Annotated in this window: 21 protein-coding genes; 12 read left to right on the top strand and 9 right to left on the bottom strand. The window is 65.0% G+C overall.

The window, feature by feature from the left end:
* Positions 1 to 199 precede the first annotated feature (199 nt).
* From PH586_RS16980 to amn, 5 genes are all read left to right on the top strand, one after another.
* A complete protein-coding gene (locus PH586_RS16980) occupies positions 200 to 2,581 on the top strand; it encodes a hybrid sensor histidine kinase/response regulator (RefSeq protein ID WP_271348950.1) in 2,382 nt (793 codons plus the stop codon).
* A 208-nt stretch (positions 2,582 to 2,789) separates the two neighbouring features.
* Positions 2,790 to 3,431 carry a TetR/AcrR family transcriptional regulator gene (locus PH586_RS16975; RefSeq protein WP_271348949.1) on the top strand — a complete coding sequence of 214 codons (642 nt, stop codon included), beginning with the start codon at positions 2,790 to 2,792 and terminating at the stop codon, positions 3,429 to 3,431.
* Positions 3,428 to 5,077 (top strand): acyl-CoA dehydrogenase family protein, encoded by a 1,650-nt coding sequence (locus PH586_RS16970; RefSeq protein WP_271348948.1) that lies wholly within the window; start codon positions 3,428 to 3,430, stop codon positions 5,075 to 5,077. Before PH586_RS16975 ends, PH586_RS16970 begins: the two co-directional genes overlap by 4 nt.
* A gap of 84 nt (positions 5,078 to 5,161) precedes the next feature.
* Positions 5,162 to 5,488, top strand: a complete 327-nt coding sequence (locus PH586_RS16965) for a DUF3703 domain-containing protein (protein ID WP_271348947.1) — start codon at positions 5,162 to 5,164, stop codon at positions 5,486 to 5,488.
* Positions 5,489 to 5,560: 72 nt separating this feature from the next.
* Positions 5,561 to 7,036: an AMP nucleosidase gene (gene amn / locus PH586_RS16960; protein ID WP_408636974.1), complete on the top strand. Its 1,476-nt coding sequence runs from the start codon at positions 5,561 to 5,563 to the stop codon at positions 7,034 to 7,036.
* A 67-nt stretch (positions 7,037 to 7,103) separates the two neighbouring features.
* Here amn and ahr read toward each other — a convergent pair whose 3' ends face one another.
* Positions 7,104 to 8,138, bottom strand: coding sequence for an NADPH-dependent aldehyde reductase Ahr (gene ahr, locus PH586_RS16955; RefSeq protein ID WP_271348946.1), 1,035 nt, complete (start codon positions 8,136 to 8,138; stop codon positions 7,104 to 7,106).
* Between the two features lie 204 nt (positions 8,139 to 8,342).
* Here ahr and PH586_RS16950 point away from each other — a divergent pair, with 204 nt between their 5' ends.
* Positions 8,343 to 8,909: a pseudouridine synthase gene (locus PH586_RS16950; protein ID WP_271349078.1), complete on the top strand. Its 567-nt coding sequence runs from the start codon at positions 8,343 to 8,345 to the stop codon at positions 8,907 to 8,909.
* A 130-nt stretch (positions 8,910 to 9,039) separates the two neighbouring features.
* On the opposite strand, the gene PH586_RS16945 is transcribed toward PH586_RS16950, so the two are convergent.
* The 4 genes from PH586_RS16945 to PH586_RS16930 form a co-directional block, all read right to left on the bottom strand.
* A complete protein-coding gene (locus PH586_RS16945) occupies positions 9,040 to 9,243 on the bottom strand; it encodes a DUF2788 domain-containing protein (protein ID WP_238042555.1) in 204 nt (67 codons plus the stop codon).
* 102 nt (positions 9,244 to 9,345) lie between these two features.
* Positions 9,346 to 9,825 (bottom strand): Lrp/AsnC family transcriptional regulator, encoded by a 480-nt coding sequence (locus tag PH586_RS16940; RefSeq protein ID WP_271348945.1) that lies wholly within the window; start codon positions 9,823 to 9,825, stop codon positions 9,346 to 9,348.
* Positions 9,826 to 10,385: 560 nt separating this feature from the next.
* Positions 10,386 to 11,240 carry a cation diffusion facilitator family transporter gene (locus tag PH586_RS16935; protein ID WP_408636983.1) on the bottom strand — a complete coding sequence of 285 codons (855 nt, stop codon included), beginning with the start codon at positions 11,238 to 11,240 and terminating at the stop codon, positions 10,386 to 10,388.
* Between the two features lie 106 nt (positions 11,241 to 11,346).
* The gene (locus PH586_RS16930; RefSeq protein ID WP_271348943.1) at positions 11,347 to 11,766 is read right to left on the bottom strand and encodes a polyribonucleotide nucleotidyltransferase; all 420 of its coding nucleotides are present in this window, start codon (positions 11,764 to 11,766) and stop codon (positions 11,347 to 11,349) included.
* 140 nt (positions 11,767 to 11,906) lie between these two features.
* On the opposite strand from PH586_RS16930, the gene hrpB reads away from it, so the two are divergent.
* The 3 genes from hrpB (at position 11,907) to PH586_RS16915 (ending at position 15,844) form a co-directional block, all read left to right on the top strand.
* The gene (gene hrpB / locus PH586_RS16925; protein ID WP_271348942.1) at positions 11,907 to 14,441 is read left to right on the top strand and encodes an ATP-dependent helicase HrpB; all 2,535 of its coding nucleotides are present in this window, start codon (positions 11,907 to 11,909) and stop codon (positions 14,439 to 14,441) included.
* Between the two features lie 284 nt (positions 14,442 to 14,725).
* Positions 14,726 to 14,965 (top strand): CDGSH iron-sulfur domain-containing protein, encoded by a 240-nt coding sequence (locus PH586_RS16920; protein ID WP_271348941.1) that lies wholly within the window; start codon positions 14,726 to 14,728, stop codon positions 14,963 to 14,965.
* Positions 14,966 to 14,998: 33 nt separating this feature from the next.
* Positions 14,999 to 15,844: an SDR family oxidoreductase gene (locus PH586_RS16915; RefSeq protein ID WP_271348940.1), complete on the top strand. Its 846-nt coding sequence runs from the start codon at positions 14,999 to 15,001 to the stop codon at positions 15,842 to 15,844.
* Positions 15,845 to 15,959: 115 nt separating this feature from the next.
* Here the strand turns inward: PH586_RS16915 and PH586_RS16910 are convergent, their stop codons facing one another.
* Complete coding sequence (locus PH586_RS16910) at positions 15,960 to 16,619, bottom strand: YciC family protein (protein ID WP_271348939.1); 660 nt, start codon at positions 16,617 to 16,619, stop codon at positions 15,960 to 15,962.
* Positions 16,620 to 16,771: 152 nt separating this feature from the next.
* Between PH586_RS16910 and PH586_RS16905 the strand changes: the two genes are divergently transcribed.
* From PH586_RS16905 to PH586_RS16895, 3 genes are all read left to right on the top strand, one after another.
* Complete coding sequence (locus PH586_RS16905; RefSeq protein WP_271348938.1) at positions 16,772 to 17,251, top strand: LabA-like NYN domain-containing protein; 480 nt, start codon at positions 16,772 to 16,774, stop codon at positions 17,249 to 17,251.
* Positions 17,252 to 17,272: 21 nt separating this feature from the next.
* On the top strand, positions 17,273 to 17,890 hold the full coding sequence (locus PH586_RS16900; RefSeq protein WP_271348937.1) for a 3'-5' exonuclease: 618 nt from the start codon (positions 17,273 to 17,275) through the stop codon (positions 17,888 to 17,890).
* Between the two features lie 99 nt (positions 17,891 to 17,989).
* Complete coding sequence (locus PH586_RS16895) at positions 17,990 to 19,318, top strand: mechanosensitive ion channel family protein (protein ID WP_271348936.1); 1,329 nt, start codon at positions 17,990 to 17,992, stop codon at positions 19,316 to 19,318.
* 92 nt (positions 19,319 to 19,410) lie between these two features.
* On the opposite strand, the gene PH586_RS16890 is transcribed toward PH586_RS16895, so the two are convergent.
* From PH586_RS16890 to PH586_RS16880, 3 genes are read right to left on the bottom strand one after another with little or no spacing between them, the layout of a single operon-like run.
* Positions 19,411 to 20,028, bottom strand: a complete 618-nt coding sequence (locus tag PH586_RS16890) for a TPM domain-containing protein (protein ID WP_271348935.1) — start codon at positions 20,026 to 20,028, stop codon at positions 19,411 to 19,413.
* 26 nt (positions 20,029 to 20,054) lie between these two features.
* A complete protein-coding gene (locus PH586_RS16885) occupies positions 20,055 to 20,783 on the bottom strand; it encodes a TPM domain-containing protein (RefSeq protein WP_271348934.1) in 729 nt (242 codons plus the stop codon).
* Complete coding sequence (locus tag PH586_RS16880) at positions 20,783 to 21,391, bottom strand: LemA family protein (protein ID WP_271348933.1); 609 nt, start codon at positions 21,389 to 21,391, stop codon at positions 20,783 to 20,785. The genes PH586_RS16885 and PH586_RS16880 overlap by 1 nt, the downstream gene beginning before the upstream one ends.
* Between the last annotated feature and the right edge of the window lie 117 nt (positions 21,392 to 21,508).

Genomic DNA, 21,508 nt, shown 5'->3' with positions numbered 1-21,508 from the left:
GCTCGTAGCGCTGATTTCAACGCCTGCATGGCCTGCCCGGGATGTTTGCGCCAGCCGCCGTTTCCACCCGTAAAGCCTGTGCTAGAGTGACGGCCACTCAAAAAACCGGGTAACCGGGTAGGCGAGGCGGTGCCAGTCAGGAGAGCAGGGCTCTCCGGCGCACCCCCGACATACCCCGATTTCGCCTTCGTGGGTCCGCATGCGCTACCTCCTGATTATTCTGTTCGCCGTCTGGCCGCTATGCGCCTCTGCCGTGGTGTTCGATGAACATACCCGCGAGCTGCCACTGGGCAAGGCCATGCAGGTGTTCGAGGATGTACGCGGCGATGCGACTATCGACGAGGTCACCTCGCCAGCGTTGCAGGCGAGCTTTCGCCAGCATGACCAGCCGGTACTGAATGCCGGCTATTCGCGTTCGGTATTCTGGCTGCGCCTGGATCTGGAATATCGACCGCAGTGGCCGGACGGATCCAGGCTGTGGTTGCTGGAGCTGGCCTATCCGCCGCTGGATCAGCTGAACCTCTATCTAGCGGATGCCCAGGGCAAGTTCCAACTGGCCCAGCGCACCGGCGACGCATTGCCATTCGCCAGCCGGCAGATCAAGCATCACAACTACCTGTTTGAACTGAGCCTGCCGCCGAACCAGCCGCAGCGCGTCTATCTGCGCCTGCAAAGCCAGGGTTCGATCCAGGCGCCGCTGAGTCTGTGGGCACCCAATGCCTACCTGGAAGAGCAGCCCGCGCGCATCTATGTGCTCGGCATCATCTACGGCGTGTTGCTGGTGATGCTGATCTACAACCTGTTCATCTTCCTCAGCGTCAGGGATGCCAGCTACCTCTATTACATCCTCTATATCGCCTCGTTCGGCCTCTATCAGGTCTCGGTCAACGGTGCCGGCATCGAGTATTTCTGGCCCGACAACCCTTGGTGGGCGAATGCCTCAACACCCTTTCTGATTGGTTCGGCCGCGCTGTTCGGCTGCCAGTTCGCGCGCAGCTTCCTGCATACCGCCGAACACAGCCCCTGGGTCGACCGCACCCTGCTGGCGCTGATGGCCAGCGGTGCAGGGGTGATGCTGCTGGCGCTGACCGTCAGCTATGCGCTGTCGCTGCGGCTGGCCACCTACCTGGCGCTGCTGTTCACCGTGGTGGTCTTTGCCGCGGGGATCATCGCCTGGCTGCGCGGCATGCGCGTGGCGCGTTACTTCATCATCGCCTGGACCACCTTTTTGCTCGGCGGCGTAATCAATAGCCTGATGGTGCTCGGCTACCTGCCCAATATGTTCCTGACCATGTACGCCAGTCAGATCGGTTCGGCGCTGGAGGTCGGCTTGCTGTCGCTGGCCCTGGCCGACCGGATCAACGCGATGAAGGAGGAGCGCGCACGGATTCTCCAGGATAGCGGACGCAAGCTGGAGACGCTGAACCAGGAACTGGCCAACAGCAATCAGCTGAAGGACGAATTCCTCGCCACCGTCACCCACGAGTTGCGTACGCCGATGAACGGGGTGATCGGCTCGCTGGAACTGATGCAGACGGTCAGTCTGGACGCCGAACTGGCGCAGTACCAGAAAACCGCCGCCAGTTCGGCGCGGGACATGATGCGCATGGTCAACGACATTCTTGCCCTCAGCGAGCTGCAGGCCGGCAAGCTGTATCCGCGGCGCGAGCCATTCAGCCTGCGCGGGATGCTCGACGGCTTGCGTGCGCAGTACGCGCGGCATGCCGAGGACAAGGGCCTGCGGTTTGTCCTGGAACTGGACGAAAGCCTGCCCGATACCCTCGAAGGCGATGTCGGCAAGCTGGCGCAGTGCCTCGGCTACCTGCTCGACAACGCCATCAAGTTCACCGCCCAGGGGGAGGTTCGCCTGCGGGTCAGGCGCGCCGGTACGGCGCCCGATAGCCTGCCGCTGAGCCTCGAGGTGATCGACACGGGCGTGGGCTTCACTGCGCCTGAGGACACCTCGCTGTATCAGCGCTTCCACCAGTTGGACGGCTCGATGACGCGCGAATACGGTGGTCTGGGTATCGGCCTGGCAATCTGTCGACAGCTGGTCGATCTGCTCGGTGGTAGCCTCAGTCATGAGTCGCAGCCGGGCCAGGGCAGCCGCTTCCAGTTGCAGGTGCCGCTGGCCTTGCCGCTGGCGACGGCGGCAAGGCCCGTCCCCGTACGCCGCGCCGGCACCCAGGCGTTGCGCCAGCCCGAGCAGTGCACGGTGTTGATCGTCGAGGACAATGCGATCAACCAGTTGGTGACCCGCGGCATGTTGCTCAAGCTCGGTTACCGCGTGCGCACCGCCGACAATGGCGCCGAAGCCCTTGCGGTGCTGCGGGGCGAAGCGGTCGATGCGGTGCTGATGGATTGCCAGATGCCGGTGATGGACGGTTTCGCCACCTGCCGGGCGCTGCGTGCTTTGCCAGGTTGCCTGGAGCTGCCGGTACTGGCGATCACCGCCCACAGTCACAGCGGCGACCGCGAGCGCTGTCTGGCGGCCGGAATGAATGATTATCTGGCCAAGCCGGTGAAATTCGAGGCGCTGCGCGGCCTGTTGCACGACTGGGTGTTGTGCGCCCTCGGCTGAAGCGCACGCATAGGCCGAATAGGCGCTTGTGCCTGGGCTCTATCCGCCTGCAAGCCTGATTGCTCGAAGCCGGACGACCAGGCGCAATCAGTTTCGAGGTGGTTCCTGAGCGGCCTGGCTTTCACCCTGTCTCTTGGCCGAAATGCCCCTTTGCGCAAACTCTGAAGCATGATTCACTGAATTCAATTAATGAATCAGGATTCAGATCATGGCTTATCGGACCAGCGCCCTGCGTATCGACCGCGATCAGGCGCTGCGTGAGCAGATTCTCACCCGCGCCCTGGCCCGGGTCGTCGAGGGTGGTTTCGCCGCCCTGACCATGCAGGCGCTGGCCGAGGACGTCGGCATCGCCACCGGCAGTCTGTACCGTCATTTTCACAACAAGGGCGAACTGGCCGCCGAAGTCTTCGCTATCGCCAGCCAGGGCGAGCTCGAGGCGCTGCTGCAGACCCTGCGTGCCCCGGGCCACCCGGCCGAGCGCCTGGCCGCCGGCTTGCAGCAGTTCGCCGCGCGGGCCTGGCACAGCCGCCGCCTGGCCTTTGCCTTGATCGCCGAGCCGGTCGAGCCGCAGGTCGACGAGCAGCGCCTGCTTTACCGCGAGGCCTATGCCGAGTTGTTCGGCGAGCTGCTCGAGGAAGGCGTTGCCTGCGGCGCCTTTCGTGTCCAGCACGTCGGCCTGGTCGCCGCCTGCCTGGTCGGCGCGATTGCCGAAGTCCTGGTCGGTCCCTTGTCACCGCCTGCCCGCGCTGCCCGAGACGCGGGCCATTCCAGCCTGGAACTGGTTGAAGTCAGCCAGAACCTGGTCACCTTCTGTCTGCGCGCCGTCGGCGCCGAGGACTCATTGTCATGAACCTGAACCTGCAAGCCGAAACCCATGAGGTGTTCAACCAGGTGCCGCCGCTGGACGGGATTAACCTGTACCGTGCCGACCTGCCCTTGCAGGAGTGGAACAAACGCTTCGGCGGCGGCTGGGCCGAGGCGCGCATCGACGCCTATGGTGCCCTGGCCGGTGGCGAGTTGATGGCCGCCGGCTTCCTCGCCAACGAGAACAAGCCGGTGTTCAAGAGTCACGACCGCTATGGCCAGCGCATCGATCTGGTCGAGTTCCACCCGGCTTATCACCAGCTGATGAGCGCGGCCATCGAACACGGCATCCCCTCGCTGCCCTGGACCGACCCGCGTCCCGGCGTCCAGGTCGCCCGCGCCGCCATGAGCTACCTGCACAGCCAGGCCGAAGCCGGCAGCGGCTGTCCGCTGACCATGACCTACGCCAGCGTGCCGGCCTTGAAACTGCAGCCGGATATCGCCGAAATCTGGCTGCCGAAGATCCTCTCGACCCAGTACGACCCGCGCAACCTGCCGCTCGAACAGAAGAGCGGCGCCACCATCGGCATGGCCATGACCGAGAAGCAGGGCGGCACCGACGTGCGTGCCAACACCACTCGCGCCTACCCGGTCGGCGCTGGCGGGCCCGGCCAGGCCTATGAGCTGGTCGGCCACAAGTGGTTCTGCTCGGCGCCCATGTGCGACGCCTTCCTCACCCTGGCCTATACCGACAAGGGCCTGACCTGCTTCCTGCTGCCGCGCCACCGCCCGGACGGCACGCGCAACGAGCTGTATATCCAGCGCCTGAAGAACAAGCTGGGCAACTGGTCGAATGCCTCCAGCGAAGTCGAGTACCGCGGCGCCCTGGCCTGGATGGTCGGCGAGGAGGGGCGCGGCGTGCCGACCATCATCGAGATGGTCGCGCTGACCCGCTTCGACTGCATGGTCGGCTCCAGTGCCCTGATGCGTCAGGCCCTGACCCAGGCCGCCCATCACTGTGCCTACCGCCAGGTCGGCGGCCGCGTGCTCAGTGAACAACCGCTGATGCAGAACGTCCTGGCCGACCTGGCCCTGGAAAGCGAAGCCGCCCTGGCCCTGACCCTGCGCATGGGCAAGGCCCTGGACCACGCCGCAGACCCGCAGGAAGACAAGCTCGCCCGCCTGGTCATAGCGGTCGGCAAGTACTGGATCTGCAAGCGCGCGCCGGCCATGATCAACGAGGCTGCCGAATGCATGGGCGGCGCCGGCTACGTCGAAGACAGCATCCTGCCGCGGCTGTACCGCGAGGCCCCGGTCAACTCCACCTGGGAAGGCTCCGGCAACGTGCAGTGCCTGGACGTGCTGCGCGCCCTGTCGAAGGAGCCGGGCGTGCTCGATGCACTGTTCGCCGAGCTGGGCGACGGCCACGGCGATGCCCGGCTGAAGCGGCATATCGACAAACTCCAGGCGGATTTTGCCGACAGCGCCGACATCCAGTACCGCGCCCGCCAACTCACCGAAGACGTGGCCGTCGCGCTGCAGGCCAAGCTGCTGCTGGAGGCCGGCAATGCCGCGGTCAGCGACGCCTTTAGCGCCAGCCGCCTGGGCGACGGCGGACGGGTCTACGGCACCCTGCCGCGCGGCGTGGATGTGGCGGCGCTGCTGGCGCGCAGCACACCGCAGCTCATTTGAGTCGTCGTTCCTGGCAGGGGACGCTTGACCTGCAGGCCGCCCCTCGGTTGCAGACTGAGGGCCCTTGCCATAGGAGTGAGTGAGATGACCCGCAATCAAGCCTTCCAGCACGAATATCACCAGGCTCGCGCGCTGCGTGGCGTCGATCCGCAGGCCGAGCTGCGCCATCTGGAGCGCGCCCATATCCTCGGCCAGCCGCTGTTCGTCGATCACCTGCGCAGTCACCTGTGGCTGCTGGCCTGGGCCTGGCGCCAGGGTGACTGGGCGGAGTTGGCCGCGCAGATGCTGCGTGTGCCCGGTAGTCTGGGTTCGTTGCTGGGCTGGTATCCGCTCGGTAACCCCGGCACCAGACGGGCCGGGGCCTTGACTGCGCAGCCGTTGCCGGAGGATCTGCGGCGACTGCTGGGGTAGCCACGCCGCGCTATGCCAAGGCGCGGCGATCAAGGCAAGATAGGCACGTGTATTCAGCCAGGAATATCTGCCGTGACCCTCAGTTCAGAAGACTTCGTCGTCGCCACTACTGCCGAAGAGGCCGTGGATCGCCTGGCCGCCCTGCATCAGCAGGCCACCGCAGCGCTGAGTCGGGCGCTCAAGCGCTATGTCAAGGAAGGCATCAAACCGGACGCCGAGCAACTGCGCCAGTTCCATTACCCCGAACTGCGCCTGACCTACCGGTGCCAGGGCGAGGCGCCCGCGACGGTGCGTGCCTATGCCAAGGTCCAGGTGCCGGGCACCTACAGCATCACGGTGACTCACCCCGAGGCGTTTCGCAGCTACCTGCTGGAGCAACTGCAGCCGCTGATGCACGACTTTACCGTGTGTGTTGAAGTGGGTACCAGTCAGCAGAATATTCCCTATCCCTATGTGGTCGAGCATGGCGATGAGCTGGCCGGCTCGGGGGTTACCGCCGCCGAACTGGCGCGGGTCTTCCCCAGCACCGACCTGTCTGCCGCCACCGACGGCACGGCCGATGGCCTGTACGACTGGGAGGGTGCGGAGCAATTGCCGCTGGCCCTGTTCGACGCCGCCCGGGTCGATTTTTCCCTGCGCCGCCTGGTGCATTACACCGGCAGCGACTGGCGCCATGTGCAGCCGTGGATCCTGCTGACCAACTATCACCGCTACGTCGACCAGTTCATTCGCCATGGCCTGGATGTGTTGCAGGCTGATTCGCGTTTCATGCGCATGGTGTTGCCGGGCAACGTGGTGATCGAGCGCGGCATGGCCGAAGGCGAGATGCAGGCGATCATCGAGACCGTGGTCTGGCACCGCTATCAGATGCCGGCCTACCACCTGCAGGGTGCCAGCCCTGGCGACGGCATCACCTTGGTCAACATTGGCGTGGGGCCGTCCAACGCGAAAAACATCACCGACCACCTGGCCGTGCTGCGCCCGCACTGCTGGCTGATGATCGGCCACTGCGGTGGCCTGCGCCAATCGCAGACCATCGGCGATTACGTGCTGGCCCACGCCTACATGCGCCGCGACGGGATTCTCGATCGGGTGCTGCCGCCCAACATTCCCCTGCCGGCCCTGGCCGAAGTGCAGATGGCCTTGCAAGCGGCAGCCGCGCAAGTCACCGGCGAGCATGGCGATGCGCTCAAGCGGCGCCTGCGTACCGGCACCGTGCTGACTTACGATGATCGCAACTGGGAGTTGCGCTGGGCCCAGGAACGACCGCTGATTAACCTGTCGCGCGCCGTGGCGGTGGACATGGAAAGCGGCACCATCGCCGCCCAGGGCTATCGTCTGCGGGTGCCCTACGGCACCCTGCTGTGCGTCTCGGACAAACCGCTGCACAGCGAGATCAAATTGCCCGGTGCCGCCGGCGCCTTCTACGAGCGCGCGGTGACCCAGCACCTGCACATCGGCATCACCGCCCTCGACCTGCTGCGCGGCCAGCTCAACTCGCTGCACTCGCGCAAGCTGCGCAGCTTCGACGAGCCGCCGTTTCGCTAACAGCCAAGGGCACCTGCATGAAAAAGCCCGAGGTGCGAGCCTCGGGCTTTTGCGTCGCGGGGTTTGCTTACTTGCTGGCGTCCAGCACCACCCGGTAGCGCGCCTTGCCGGCGCGCAGGTGGTCGATGGCCTCGTTGACCCGGCTCATGGGGAACATCTCGACCTGCGGCAGGATCTGGTGACGGGCGCAGAACTCGAGCATGGTCGCCATATTGGCCGGTGAACCGACCGGCGAACCGGACAGGCTGCGCTGGCGCGGGATCAGGTTGAACACATGCACCGGGATGGCGCTCGGCACGATGCCGACGAAGTGCAGGCGGCCCTTGCCGCCGAGGGTGCCGATCAAGGCATTCCAGTCGAGGTCGGCACTGGCGGTGACCAGGAGGAAATCCAGGCTGCCGGCGATGGCCTTGAGTGCCGCGCTGTCGGTCGAGGCGACGACCTTGTGCGCGCCCAGGCGCTTGGCTTCTTCCTGCTTGTTCAGCGACGAGGTGAAAGCGGTGACTTCGCAGCCCCAGGCATTGAGAAAGCCCAGGGCCAGATGACCGAGGCCGCCGATGCCGACCACGCCGACCTTGTCGGTGGGTTTGACGTCGAACTCCAGCAGCGGGCTGAATACCGTCGAACCGGCGCAGAACAGCGGGCCGACCAGGCTAGGGTCCAGCCCGTCCGGCAGCGGCACGGCCCAGGCCCAGTGGCTGCGCAGGCGGTCGGCGAAACCGCCGTTGCTGCCGACGATGGTCGGTTTGACCGAACCGCAGAGCTGGTGCGCGCCCTCCATGCAGGAGTGGCAGTGCATGCAGCTGCCCTTGTACCAGCCGATACCGACCCGCTGGCCGAGTTCGAGGCCGCGCACCTGCTCGCCGACCCGGACGATGCGGCCGACCACCTCGTGGCCGGGGATGAAGGGATAGCGGGCGTTGCCCCATTCGTTGTCGATCATCGACTGGTCGGAGTGGCAGATGCCGCAGTACTCGACCGCCACCTCGACCTCCTCGCCGCCCAGCGGGCCAGGGTCGTAGCTGTGCGGTTCGAGTGGCGCGCCGGGCGCCTTGGCGGCCCAGCCGGTGAAGGTGTCGAGAACGGATGCGGACGAGCTCATGCGGATTCCCTCTGTGCGGATAACAGAACCTAGCCAGCATAGACGCCCGCACGCGCGAAGGAATCCCCCATAAGCCGGAGTGATGGTCCAAGGGTGGCCTCGGTTACACTGGTCACCCCGTTTTCTGCTCCCGGAGCCTGCATGTCACGCCCGCCCCGTTCTGCCGCACCCTCGCATGCCACCGGCAAACCCGCCATTCGCCGGGTGGCCAAAGCGCCGCCGGCCGAGCCGCGCCTGCTGCTGCTGAACAAGCCCTTCGATGTCCTGACCCAGTTCAACGACGAGCAGGGGCGCGCCACCCTCAAGGACTTCGTCGCGGTGCCCGGGGTCTATCCGGCCGGGCGCCTGGATCGTGACAGCGAGGGCTTGCTGCTGCTGACCAACGACGGTGGCCTGCAGGCGCGCATCGCCGACCCCAAGCACAAACTGGCGAAAACCTATTGGGTGCAGGTGGAAGGCGAGCCGACGACCGAACAGCTGCAGCGCTTGTGCGCTGGCGTCGAGCTGAACGACGGGCCGACCCTGCCGGCCGAGGCGCGCGTGCTGGATGAGCCGCCGTTATGGCCGCGCAATCCGCCGGTGCGTTTTCGCAAGAGCGTGCCGACTACCTGGTTGGAGCTGGTGATTCGTGAGGGGCGCAACCGTCAGGTCAGGCGCATGACCGCGGCGGTGGGCCTGCCGACCCTGCGCCTGGTGCGCGTGCGTATCGGCCCCTGGAGCCTGGACGGCCTGCAGCCCGGCGAGTGGAAGGAGGTCGAGGCGCGGTTGTAGGGCGTTCCGTTCGGAGCGAAGCGACAGCCCGCCAGCGTTGTGCCGCGTCGGTGATCCACGCTGTACTGCCTGCGGCGAGTGACACCCTACAATGCGGATTGCTCCCGGCGCAGGGCTTTTCAACTACGCCTCAGACGCCTTCCAGGCTGGCGATCACCACGGTCTTGATCAGGAAACCGAGTACGCCCAGGCCCAGGGCGAGGAACAGGATCATGCTGCCGAAACGTCCGGCCTTGGACTTCTTCGCCAGGTCCCAGACGATGAACGCCATGAACAGCACCAGGCCACCGACCAGTACGGTCATCATCAATTCTTCGAACACTTGCGGATCCATGGTGACCTCAGTTGGCTGACATCGGGCTGCCAGGGGCAGGGCAAAACGCCGGCGATTATACGTCAGTACCTGAGGTTGTCAGCGACCGTCGGTAAGTGCCGCTCAGCTGCGCAGGTGCTGCAGTGGTAGCTGGGTGCTGGAGAGGATCTGTTGCAGGACGAAACTCGAGCGCACGCTGGAGACGCCCTCGATGCGGGTCAGGGTGCCGAGCAGGAATTGTTGGTAATGATCCATGTCCGGCACCACCACCTTGAGCTGGTAGTCGGCGTCCATGCCGGTGACCAGGCTGCATTCGAGCACCTCCGGGCATTGGCGGATCATCTCCTGGAAGTGCTCGAAACGCTCGGGGGTGTGTTTGTCCATGCCGATCAGGATATAGGCGGTGAGGGTCAGGCCGAGCTTCTTGCGATCCAGCAGGGCCACCTGGCCGAGGATGTAGCCGTCGTCCTCCAGTTGCTTGACCCGCCGCGAGCAGGGTGAAGGCGACAGGCCGATACGCTCGGCCAGGTCTTGATTGGACAGGGTGGCGTCGCGCTGCAATTCGGCGAGGATATTCAGGTCGTAGCGATCGAGTCTGGTCATGTTTGACGCTCTTTCATCTATTGGTTGCGATGAATCATGCGCTGTTAGCTAAAAATTGCGCAAGTGGTGCGTTAATCAGCAATATTCGCAATCTTTAACTGCGCCGGTATCGGTAATCTTTACCTCAGTTTCACGGCCCGGACGACACGTCCACCCGGTTCGCCCAATCAGGCGAACCGGCGCCGCCGGCCTTACCAGGCCGTCACGGCACCCGGGTCCGCACTGCCCAACCAGGCGGGCGACGAAAGCGGCAACAGAATTGCCAGTAGCGGACACTTGCCCAGGCAAGAAAAAAGGGAGGCCGCATGGCCTCCCTTTTTTCTGCGCGCGCTCCCCATTTCGTGCAGCGCAGCTTTTGTCGGCGGGGTTGGCGGCAGGTTGCAGTCGAGCCGAACCACAGAATTCGCGCGCCGGGTAAGCCGTGATTGCGCCGCAACCCGGGGTCGCTTGCGCTGGCTCAGGGCGCGCAGCGCATCTAGCCCACCCTGCGCTTTGTCGCGTCCCGGGGCATCAAGCCAGACCCTGGCAACAGGCGGATGTTTGCCGCCGCGTGGCGAGCATCAGGGGGTATCCGGATCGAGTGGGTCGGCATGCACCAGCACTTCGGCACGGGAGAATTCGGCGCGAATTGCGTACTCCACTAGCTCGCACAGTTCATGGGCTTGCAGCAGGCTCAGCTCGCCGGACAACTCCACATGCAGCTGGACGAACCAGCGGGTGCCAGACATGCGCGTGCGCAGGTCATGCACGCCGAGCACGCCGGGGATGCCGCAGGCCAGCAGGTGCATGCGCTCGCTGAGCTCCGGTGCCAGTTCCTTGTCCATCAGCACGGCCGCCGCTTCGCGGGCGATGCTTACGGCGCTCCAGAGGATGTAGAAGGCAATGCCGATCCCGAACAGCGCATCCAGTTGCGGCCAGCCGAAGCTGGCCAGCAGCAGGGCGAGCAGGATGCTGCTGTTGAGCAGCAAGTCGGAGCGGTAATGCAGCGAGTCCGCGCGGATCGCGGTGGAGCCGGTTTCGCGCACCACATGACTCTGGAACAGCAGCAGGGCGGCGGTCAGTGCCAGCGACAGCAGCATCACCACCACGCCCAGGGTCGCGGCGCCGAGTGGTTGCGGATTGAGCAGGCGATCCACGCCATGCATGCCGACCACGCCCGCACTGATGCCGATAAACAGCGCCTGGCCCAGTCCGGCCAGCGCCTCGGCCTTGCCGTGTCCGTAACGATGGTCTTCGTCCGCCGGGCGCAAGGCATAGTGCACGGCGATCAGGTTGAGCAGCGAGGCGGCGCCATCCAGCAGTGAGTCGGTGAGGCCGGCCAACAGGCTGACCGAGCCGCTCAGCCACCAGGCGAAGGCCTTGGCCAGTGCCAGGGTCAAGGCCACGGCCAGCGCGGCAAAGGTGGCCTGGCGCATCAGGCGGGCATGCTGCGGTGGTATGGTCACAAAAACTTGCTCTCGGTGTCAGGCCTGGCTCAGCGAGCTAGGCCAGGTGTGGTGGGGCGGGTGGGGTGGCAGGCGCTTAAGCCGCCGGCTGCAGGCCATAGGCCGCCAGTTGCTCGGCGCTGGCGCTGCTGTGGCTCAGGCGCGGGTCATCGAGCGGCAGGCTGTGGCCGGTGTGCTGCTCGATCAGGGCCTTGAGCCGGGCGTTATCGATCTTGCCTTCGGCATCCACCGCCTTGTTCAGCTCTTGCGGGTCGACTTGGGCATGTTGTCCGTTTGGCAGGTAGATGGCGCCGGTGGCGAAGTCGATGCCGAAGGCGATCAGGCCGGGGATCACGTAAAACAGGATGCCGACCGCATTCAGTGCCGCCACCACCGGGTCGATCCGGCCTTCGATCTGGCCGCGTCGATCGGGAAAGAACAGGGTGCCGCAGGCACTCAACTGGGTGAGCAGGGTGACGGCGAGAGTGCCGCCGATAACGCGGTATGGGGTGCGCATCGAATACCTCCGGATAGTAAGTGGCGCAACTATAGCAAGCCGGCTGGGGCAAAACTGCGGCGCATTGCTACGACCACGCTAAGACCGACAGAGTCCGCTGGTGGTTCGCCGCTATAATCGCCGGCCAGATTGGAGCCTTCATGAATTCCTTGCCTATCGATGTCCTGCTACCTGCGCTGCGCCAAGCCCTGGCGAGCCGCCATGAGGCCGTTCTGGAGGCCCCGCCCGGCGCCGGCAAGACCACCCGCGTGCCGCTGGCCCTGCTCGACGAACCCTGGCTGGCCGGGCAACGCATCATCATGCTCGAGCCGCGCCGCCTGGCCGCGCGCGCCGCCGCCGAACGCCTGGCCAGCCAGCTGGGCGAGGCGGTTGGCGAGACCGTCGGCTACCGTATCCGCCTGGACAGCAAGGTCGGCCCGCGCACCCGCATCGAGGTGGTCACCGAGGGCATTCTCGCCCGCCGTCTGCAGGACGACCCGGCGCTGGAGGGGGTCGGCCTGGTGATCTTCGATGAATTCCACGAACGCAGCCTGGACGCCGACCTGGCCCTGGCCCTGTGTCTCAACGGTCGCAGCATGTTGCGCGGCGAGGACTCCGGCGAGCCGGCGCTCAAGGTGCTGCTGATGTCGGCCACCCTGGAAGGCGAGAAACTGGCCGCGCTGCTCGACGATGCGCCGGTGCTGCGCAGCGAGGGTCGCATGTTCCCGGTGGAGCAGCGCTGGGGCGCGCCTTATCAACCCGGCGAGTGGCTCGAACCCAGAGTGGTGCAGACGGTGTTGCAGGCCCTGGCCGACGAACAGGGCAGCCTGCTGGTCTTTCTCCCCGGGCAGGCGGAGATTCGCCGGGTCAATGAGCAGTTGGCCGAGGCCTTGGCCGGGCGCAGCGAGATCCTCCTCTGTCCGCTGCACGGCGAGCTCGACCTCAGTGCCCAGCGCGCGGCCATCGAGCCGGCGCCGGCCGGCACGCGCAAGGTGGTGCTGGCGACCAACATCGCCGAGACCAGCCTGACCATCGACGGCGTGCGCGTGGTGGTGGATGCCGGTCTGGCGCGGGTGCCGCGTTTCGATCCGGGCAGCGGCATGACCCGCCTGGACACCCAGCGGATTTCCCGTGCCAGCGCCACCCAGCGTGCCGGTCGCGCCGGGCGCCTGCAGCCGGGGAGCTGTTACCGCCTGTGGTCGCAACACCAGCACGAGCAGCTCGCCGCCTATGCCGCGGCGGAAATCCTCCAGGCCGATCTGGCCGGCCTGGCCCTGCAGTTGGCGCGCTGGGGCGTGACCCCGGCGGAACTGGCCTGGCTCGACCCGCCGCCGGCGGCGGCTTATGCCCAGGCCGTTGATCTGCTGACCCGCCTGGGCGCGCTGGATGAGCGCGGAGTACTGACGCGCCATGGCCAGGCCATGGCCGAACTGCCGGCGCACCCGCGCATCGCCCACCTGCTGCTGCGCGGCCAGGCGTTGGGCTTGGGGGCGCTGGCCTGCGACCTGGCCGCCTTGCTCGGCGAACGCGATATCTTGCGCGGGGCAGGAGCAGACTTGCACAGTCGACTGGCGCTGCTCTGCGGCGCGAGCAAGGCCACGCGTGGAGCCCAAGGCGGAGTGCAGCGGGCCCGCCAGTTGGCCCGGCAGTTCCACGGCTATCTCAAGCGCAGCCCGGTAAGCACGCCGGTGGCCGATCCCGACCATCCGCGCTGGCTCGGCGCCCTGTTGGCGTTCGCCTACCCGGACCGGGTCGCCCAGCAGCGCCGCGCGGGAGGCGGCGAGTACCGTCTGGCCAATGGCCGCGCCGCGCTGTTCGCCGAGGCCGATGCGCTGATGAAGCATGAGTGGCTGGTGCTGGCCGATCTCGGCAGCCGCCAGGGCCAGCGCGAGGAACGCATCTACCTGGCCGCCGACCTCGATCCGCTGCTGTTCGAGACGGTGCTGGCCGAACAGGTCAGCGTGCATGAGGAGCTGGACTGGGACGAGCGCGAAGGCGTGCTGCGCGCCGAACGCCAGCGCAAGGTCGGCGAATTGGTCCTCGAACGCGAGCCCTTGACCGGCCTGGATGAAGCCGCGCGCAGCCGTGCCTTGCTCGGCCTGGTGCGGCGCAAGGGCCTGGCGCTGCTGCCCTGGACCCCGGAGCTGCGCCAGTGGCAGGCGCGGGTGGCCTTGCTGCGCACGCTGGACCTGACCGCCAAGGGCGCCAGCCAGTGGCCGGATGTCAGCGATGCGGCGCTGCTCGCCAGCCTGGAAGACTGGTTGCAACCCTACCTGGGCAAGGTCAAGCGCCTCAGTCATTTCGCCAATCTGGATTTGCCCGGTTTGCTCAAGAACCTGTTGCCCTGGCCGCTGCCGCAGCGCCTCGACGAACTGGCGCCGCGCAGCCTGCAGGTGCCGTCCGGTTCGCGCATCGGCCTGGATTACAGCGAGCAGCCGCCGGTGCTGGCGGTGCGTCTGCAGGAGCTGTTCGGCCTGGCCGATACGCCGCGCATCGCCGGCGGCCGGCAAGTGGTCAAGCTGCACCTGCTGTCGCCGGCACGTCGCCCGGTGCAGGTGACCCAGGACCTGGGCAACTTCTGGCGCAGCACCTACAGCGAGGTGAAGAAGGACCTCAAGGGCCGCTATCCCAAGCACTACTGGCCGGACGACCCGCTGATCGCCGAACCCACCGCGCGGGCCAAGCCGCGCAAGTAACGGGTACAGGCCGGCGCCTTGGGCAGCTGCAGATACTCAGCGGATGCCTGCCCGTGCTCGTAGTTCGGCGCCAGGTGCGTGGCGCGAGACGATCATGCCGCTGCACATGGGCCAGTCCGCCCACGCCCAACCGGCGCCGGCCGCCGTTGCAGCATTCCAGGCCAGGGCAAGGAGTGCCTGGACTATGCTGAAAAAACCAGGAGGCTGGCATGCCACTGCCGGGTGAGGCGCTGTGCCGTCGATCTGGCTGCTGTGGATTCGTATGCTGACCTGAGGAGTGAGCAATGACCGAGCCGCTGATTGCCCAGCGAGGTCCCTTTGCCGTTGAGGTGCAGGCCGGCAAAGACTATTTCTGGTGTCGTTGCGGGCGCAGCGCCAGCCAGCCGTTTTGCGATGGCAGCCATAAAGGCACGGGCATCACGCCGCTGAAATACCATGCCGAACAGCGCGACACCCTGTACTTTTGCGGTTGCAAGCATACCCAGACGCCGCCCTGTTGCGACGGTAGTCATAACAAGCTGTAGTACCAGCAGCCACGCACAGCCGGGGGGCAAACCATGTACCGCAAGGTCTTCGCCAGTAAAATATTCGATCGCAAAGTGGTGTTGATCAGCGGTGGCTGCGCCGGTATCGGCCGCGCCCTGGCCGTGCGCCTGGCCCAGGCCGGCGCGCGCCTGGTGATCCTGGACCTGCAGCAGCCGGCGTTGGACAGCCTGGTGCAACACCTGGCCGATCATCACAACGCCGAGGCCCTGGGGCTGGTCTGCGATGTCGCCGACGCCGAGGCGGTGCAGCGTGCCGTGGCCCTGGCCGTCGAGCGCTTCGGCGGGATCGACGTGCTGGTCAACAACGCCGGCATCACTCACCGCAGCAGCTTCGCCGACACCGAACTGGCGGTGTTCCAGCGGGTCATGGCGGTCAACTATTTCGGCGCCCTGCATTGCACCAAGGCGGCCCTGCCCAGCCTGCTGGCCCGTGGCGGCCAGATCATCGTGCTCAGCTCGCTGTCCGGGTTCTCCCCGTTGCTCTATCGCAGTGCCTACAACGCCAGCAAGCATGCCCTGCATGGCCTGTTCGAGACCCTGCGCTACGAACTGAAGGACAGCGGGGTCGGCGTGATGCTGGTGTGCCCCGGCTTTACCGCCACCGACCTGCGCAAGAACGCCCTGGTCGGCGACGGTTCGGTGGCCGCGCAGCCACCGCTGGCGATGGGCAAGGTCGCCTCGCCGCAGGATGTCGCCGAAGCCATCTACCTGGCGGCGCTCAAGCGCAAGCGCTTGTTGATCCTGAACAACGTCGACTGGCGCGCGCGCATCCTGGCGCGCTTCTTCCCACGGCTGTTCGAGCGGATACTGCTGCCGCGCCTGTCCGGCATGAAGCCGCAAGCCTCGCGCCGTGGTTGAACCGCGGGGGTGAACGATGGCCATCGTGGCGTACCGCTGAACCGTCAGTGCACGGCCTGCGGCGAGCCTTCAGAGATCGCGGGCCGCACCCGCATCTGCGCTGCGCCGCCCGGATTCATTCCACTGACGGCAGGGTGGCGCGCAACATGAACAGGCGGAACAGCACCACGGTGGCGAACAATTGCAGGAAGCCGTTGGCACTGTCGAGCAGCAGGCTGAGCAGCACATCCGCTTGCGCGCCCTCGGCCGGCTGGCTGACCCAGGCCAGCAGCCACAGCGGCAGCATGACGCACAGCACGCAGGTCAGAATCTGCCAGAAGTAGCCGCTGGTTATCTCGAAACTTTCATGCAACGCCTTGATCGGGCTCAGCCCGCGCAGTACCAGCAGGTACTCGGCGAATGCCAGCTTGATCATCAGCCACAAGCCCGGCAGGACGAACAGCGAGGCGCCGAGCATGATCGCCAGGGTGCTCAGGCCAGCCAGCAGGGCAAAGCTCGGCCACAGACGCAGGCTGGCGGCGAGCAGGTCGCGGCTGGCGGGCGCTTCGCCCCGGCTGCGCGCATCGAGGAACAGGATCAGCGCCGCGGTGTACAGCGGATAGAACAGCAGGCCCACCAGAATGCCGTAAACCGCCGCTTCGCTCCCGGTCTGCGCGCTGACCCACTGCTGCACTACAGCTTCGAGTACCACCAGGGGCAAGCACAGGCGGGCGATTGCCAGCAGGTTGTGGCTGAAGAAAAACCAGGCATCGCGCAGGACGTGAAACGCATTCATGGGCAGGGATCGCGATCGAGTGAGCAGGGCGCCACTCTAGCCGATCGCGGCCATGCGCTCCAAATTCAGCGCGCACGGGTTGCGCAGGCGGGCAAGTGAACCGGGTGGATCTGGCATACTGGCCGGCGTTTGTTACCCCAAGAGGATTACCGGTGAAGAAAATCGCCGTATTCGCCGATGTACAGAACCTCTATTACACCGTGCGCCAGGCCTATGGCTGCCACTTCGACTACGCCGCGCTCTGGGCCGACATCAGCCGGCACGGGCAGATCGTCGAGGCCTATGCCTATGCCATCGACCGTGGTGACGCCAAGCAGCAGCAGTTCCAGCAGATCCTGCGCAACCTCGGCTTTACCGTGAAGCTCAAGCCCTATATCCAGCGCAGCGACGGCTCGGCCAAGGGCGACTGGGATGTGGGCATCACCATCGACATCATGGACACCGCGCCGCGGGTCGACGAGGTGGTGCTGGCGTCCGGCGATGGCGATTTCGACCTGCTGCTGGAGAAGATCCGCAGCAGTCACGGGATCGAGGCCGTGGCCTATGGCGTGCCGGGGCTGACGGCGCAATCGCTGGTGCGTGCGGCCAGTCGTTATGTGCCGATTGAAGGCGCGCTGTTGTTGCGAAATTGATAGTCGTTGAGAACCTGATAAATGCTCGAAGCTCCGATAGCCGTCCTCGATTTTGAAACCACTGGCATGTCGCCGGCGCAGCAGGCCCGCGCCACCGAGATCGGCGTGGTCATCGTCGAAGGCGGGCAGATAGTGGCGCGTTACCAGAGTCTGATGAACAGCGGTGCCTGGGTGCCGCCCTTTATCGAACAGCTCACCGGGATCAGCAACGCCATGCTGCGTAACGCCCCGCCGGCGGCGCAGGTGATGAACGAGGTGGCCGATTTCGTCGGCGACATTCCCTTGCTGGCGCATAACGCCTCCTTCGACCAGAAGTTCTGGGATGCCGAGCTGGCGCTGATCCGGCGCACGCGGGTGCAGCCGTTCGCCTGCTCGTTGCTGCTGGCGCGCCGCCTGTTGCCGCAGGCGCCTAATCACAAGCTCGGCACCCTGAATCGCTGGGCGCAACTGCCGGACACCGGCCAGGCGCACCGTGCGCTGGCCGATGCGGAAATGGCGGCCAACCTGACCTGCTTCATGGCTGCGCTATTGCGCGAGCGGCATGGTCTCGCCGGGGTTTCCCATGCGTTGCTGTGCAGCCTGCAGAAGGTCCCCGCGGCCAAGATGATGCAGACGCTACAGCGCTTGCGTGAGGGCTAGCTAGGCTGTTTGTTAGTTCACTTGTCGCTTGAACCGGAACCCGACAGCAACACTTCGAGGGTCTGGCTCGCCTATTAGGTCGAATACAGGGTTAGCAACATGGTGATAGACGAGCTCATTCAACTGGTTGACGACATTGTCCAGACCGCCCGTGCGGCATTTGCCCAGCCGGAGATCTATACGCAAATTGGCATTGTGCTGGCGATCTACCTGGTGGCCTGGGTACTGGCTAATCGCATCAGGAAATATGCCCCCTTCCTCGATGTAAGTCAGGAAGAGGCGGCCGCACATCCGGCGCGTAAATTCATTGGCAAGGTAGGCGGTTTGATTTTTCCGGTACTCGCGATCTTGATGTTGCGAATATCCGTTGAGGTGAGTGAGAGCGTATTGCATCAGGGCTGGCTGGTGCAGTCAGCGCTGACGGTTGCCATCTTGCTGCTGTTTTATTCGGTCATCGGTAACTTTGTGCAGAACCGGGTGGCGGCCGGGGTCTTCAAATGGCTGGGGATGCCGCTGTTGTTTCTGCACCTGCTCGGTGTCCTGGGTGGCTTGATCGCCATACTCGAGTCCATCTCGGTAAACATCGGCAATATTGAAATTTCAGCTTACGGCATTGCCCGCGTTGCCATTTTCGGTTCGCTGCTGTTCTGGCTGGGGCGCATCAGCAGCAAAACCGGGCGAACATTCATCGCCCATCAGGAAAGCCTCGATATACGCACCCGCGAAGTGGCCGCGAAACTGTTCGAGGTGGCGATATTCTTCCTGATCTCCCTGTTGATCCTGCAGGTCATGGGCATCAACCTGACCACGCTCGCGGTGTTTGGCGGGGCGATTGGTGTCGGTATTGGCTTAGGGTTGCAGGCCATTGCGTCCAACTTCATATCCGGGATCATCATCCTGCTGGATCGCTCCGTGTCCATTGGCGACTATGTCGAACTGGATGACGGTCGCACCGGTATTGTGCGCGAGTTGAATATGCGCTCGACCACGCTGGAAACCTTCGATGGCAAAGATATTGTGGTGCCGAACGAAAAGTTCATCGCCGAAATATTTACCAACTGGACGCACAAGGACAAGAGCCAACGTTATCGGGTGGATTTTTCAGTCGCTTATCATTCCGATATCAGGAAGCTGGTCGAGATTATCAAGGCGGTAGTTGCCAGCCACCCGCAGGTGTTTAGCGGCGACGCCGTGCCGTTCGAAGAACGTCCCGATTGTGAGATCGACAGCTTTGGCGATTCCGGCATCAACATGTTCGTCGAGTTCTGGATGGAGGGCATCGACGACGGCAAGAACCGGGTGGGCGGTGACCTGCTGTTGATGATTCTGGAAGCGCTACAAGAACATGGTTATGAAATACCCTTCCCGCAGCGAGAAGTTCGGGTGGTCAATAAAGACTTCTCAATCAATCGCAAGCCGGGCGATTGAACCGTCTCGGATAAAAGAGCGAGCGGTTGATGTATTTAACGCGCGCTCTTTTATCCGAGGCCCGGCAGCAGCGCCTCGATAGCCTGAATGACTCAGGGCAGGATCACCAGATGGTTGGGCAGTTCGTTGCGTTCGTGGGTGGCCGGCACGTGCTGCTTGAGCTGCTCGCCGCAGGCCTGGATGCAGCCGAGAAAACCTTCCAGGGTCTGGCCCTGTTTCACCCGCTGGGTGAAGTCCGCGACTATGGCCTGCCAGGTGGCGTCGGGCAGCCGGCTGGAAATGCCGCGGTCGACCAGGATCTCCACATAGTGTTCGGCCTCCGAAACGAAGATCAGCATGCCGGTCGCCCCGGTCGTGTGGTGCAGGTTGTGCTCGAGAAACTGCCGGCGCGCCAGGTTGGAGGCGCGCCAGTGGCGCACGGCGCGGGGGATCAGGCGGGTGGTCAGCGCCGGAATGCGCAGCAGCAGGCTGACGCCGGCAAAGGTCAGCCACTGCACCAGCAGCAGCTCCTGGGCGTTCATCCAGGCGAGAAAATAATTCAGCGCGCCGGGCAGCAGCAGGGCCACCAGGCAGGCCCAGAGTAGCGGGATGTAGGTGTAGTCGTCTGCCTGGGCCGCCAGCACGGTAATCAGTTCGGCATCGGTCTCGCGCTCGAGTGCGTTGATCGCCTCGGCGACCTGGCGCTGTTCGCTTTCATTCAGTAAAGCCATGGGATCTGTCTACTCGTTGAATTGAATTACCAGCCGCCGGAAGCGCCGCCGCCACCGAAACCACCGCCGCCACCGCCAAAGCCGCCACCGCCGCCGAAGCCGCCGCCGCGCGAACCGCCACTGGCCATGCCGGCAGCCAGCAGTCCGCCGAGCAGTAGTCCGCGCCGGCCGCCGCGTCCGCCACCGAGCAAGGCCATGACGATCAGCAGCAAGACGAAGAAGGGGATCGCCTTGGGCTTTTTCTCCGGCTCGGCACTGGCGGCCAGGGGTTGACCGCCGAGCACCTGGAGGATCGCCGCCACGCCGTCGCTGATGCCCTTGGCGTAATCGCCGGCCTTGAAGGCCGGGGTGATGATCTGATTGATGATCACCGAAGATTGCGCATCGGTCAGGCGGCCCTCGAGGCCGTAACCGACCTCGATGCGCAGCTTGCGTTCGTCGCGGGCGACCAGCAGCAAGGCGCCGTTGTCCTTGCCTTTCTGGCCTATGCCCCAGTGCCGGCCCAGCTGGTAGCCGAAGTCCTCGATGGCAACGCCCTGCAGGTTCGCCAGGGTGACCACCACCACTTGCTCGCTGGTGGCTTGTTCATGCGCCGCCAGCAGTTGGCTCAGGCGCGCTTCGGTTGGCGCATCGAGCAGCTCGGCCTGATCGACCACCCGCCCGCTGAGTGGCGGAAACTCGGGTTCCTGCGCCTGGGCCATCCAGGCCCAGGCGCACAGCAGCAAGAACAGCGGCAGGCGTAGCGTGACTGCCATCAGAATTTCACTTCCGGGGCTTTTTCCGCGTCCGGGGTGGTCGCCTCGAAGTTCTCGCGCAGCGGCATGTCGCTGTACATCAGGCTATGCCAGATGCGTCCGGGAAAGGTGCGGATCTCGGTGTTGTAACGCTCGACCGAGGTGATGAAGTCGCGCCGGGCCACGGCGATGCGGTTTTCCGTGCCTTCCAGCTGGGACTGCAATGCCAGGAAGTTCTGGTTGGACTTCAGGTCCGGGTAACGCTCGGAGACCGCCATCAGCCGGCTCAGGGCGCCGGTCAGCTGTTCCTGGGCCTGCTGGAACTGGCGCATCTTTTCCGGATTGTCCAGGGTGCTGGCATCGACCTGGATGGAGGTGGCCTTGGAACGCGCCTCGATCACCGCGACCAGGGTCTCCTGCTCCTGCTTGGCGAAGCCCTTGACGGTTTCCACCAGGTTGGGGACCAGGTCGGCCCGCCGCTGGTACTGGTTCTCCACCTGGGACCAGGCGGCCTTGACCTGCTCGTCATAGGTGGGAATGTTGTTGATGCCGCAGCCGCTGAGCAGCGTAGCCATGACCAGCAAGGCGGCCACTCGCGCGCTGAATCCGTATCTCGATGTTATCTGCATGGTCCGTTGATTTCCGTTTTCGCTCATAAATAGGGGTTAACCCTACCTGTCCGCCGGCCCATAAGCCAATCGCGACCCGTGCAAGAGAAACGCGATAGCCGATCCCGGGCAGGGTAA

Origin of the sequence: Pseudomonas aestuarii (assembly GCF_027988105.1) — a bacterium.
Taxonomy (GTDB): Bacteria; Pseudomonadota; Gammaproteobacteria; order Pseudomonadales; family Pseudomonadaceae; genus Aquipseudomonas; species Aquipseudomonas aestuarii.
Note: the sequence above shows the minus strand (reverse complement) of the source record. Positions and strands in the feature narration are given on the sequence as shown.

Excerpts from the sequence above, each read along its gene's own strand:
- PH586_RS16900 (WP_271348937.1), top strand. The coding sequence starts at position 17,273 with ATGCTCGAAGCTCCGATAGCCGTCCTCGATTTTGAAACCACTGGCATG.
- hrpB (WP_271348942.1), top strand. The coding sequence starts at position 11,907 with ATGAATTCCTTGCCTATCGATGTCCTGCTACCTGCGCTGCGCCAAGCC.
- PH586_RS16940 (WP_271348945.1), bottom strand. The coding sequence starts at position 9,825 with ATGACCAGACTCGATCGCTACGACCTGAATATCCTCGCCGAATTGCAG.
- PH586_RS16910 (WP_271348939.1), bottom strand. The coding sequence starts at position 16,619 with ATGAATGCGTTTCACGTCCTGCGCGATGCCTGGTTTTTCTTCAGCCAC.
- PH586_RS16980 (WP_271348950.1), top strand. The coding sequence starts at position 200 with ATGCGCTACCTCCTGATTATTCTGTTCGCCGTCTGGCCGCTATGCGCC.
- PH586_RS16890 (WP_271348935.1), bottom strand. The coding sequence starts at position 20,028 with ATGGCTTTACTGAATGAAAGCGAACAGCGCCAGGTCGCCGAGGCGATC.
- PH586_RS16965 (WP_271348947.1), top strand. The coding sequence starts at position 5,162 with ATGACCCGCAATCAAGCCTTCCAGCACGAATATCACCAGGCTCGCGCG.
- PH586_RS16885 (WP_271348934.1), bottom strand. The coding sequence starts at position 20,783 with ATGGCAGTCACGCTACGCCTGCCGCTGTTCTTGCTGCTGTGCGCCTGG.
- PH586_RS16895 (WP_271348936.1), top strand. The coding sequence starts at position 17,990 with ATGGTGATAGACGAGCTCATTCAACTGGTTGACGACATTGTCCAGACC.
- PH586_RS16930 (WP_271348943.1), bottom strand. The coding sequence starts at position 11,766 with ATGCGCACCCCATACCGCGTTATCGGCGGCACTCTCGCCGTCACCCTG.
- ahr (WP_271348946.1), bottom strand. The coding sequence starts at position 8,138 with ATGAGCTCGTCCGCATCCGTTCTCGACACCTTCACCGGCTGGGCCGCC.
- PH586_RS16880 (WP_271348933.1), bottom strand. The coding sequence starts at position 21,391 with ATGCAGATAACATCGAGATACGGATTCAGCGCGCGAGTGGCCGCCTTG.
- PH586_RS16915 (WP_271348940.1), top strand. The coding sequence starts at position 14,999 with ATGTACCGCAAGGTCTTCGCCAGTAAAATATTCGATCGCAAAGTGGTG.
- PH586_RS16970 (WP_271348948.1), top strand. The coding sequence starts at position 3,428 with ATGAACCTGAACCTGCAAGCCGAAACCCATGAGGTGTTCAACCAGGTG.
- PH586_RS16945 (WP_238042555.1), bottom strand. The coding sequence starts at position 9,243 with ATGGATCCGCAAGTGTTCGAAGAATTGATGATGACCGTACTGGTCGGT.
- PH586_RS16920 (WP_271348941.1), top strand. The coding sequence starts at position 14,726 with ATGACCGAGCCGCTGATTGCCCAGCGAGGTCCCTTTGCCGTTGAGGTG.
- PH586_RS16935 (WP_408636983.1), bottom strand. The coding sequence starts at position 11,240 with ATGCGCCAGGCCACCTTTGCCGCGCTGGCCGTGGCCTTGACCCTGGCA.
- PH586_RS16975 (WP_271348949.1), top strand. The coding sequence starts at position 2,790 with ATGGCTTATCGGACCAGCGCCCTGCGTATCGACCGCGATCAGGCGCTG.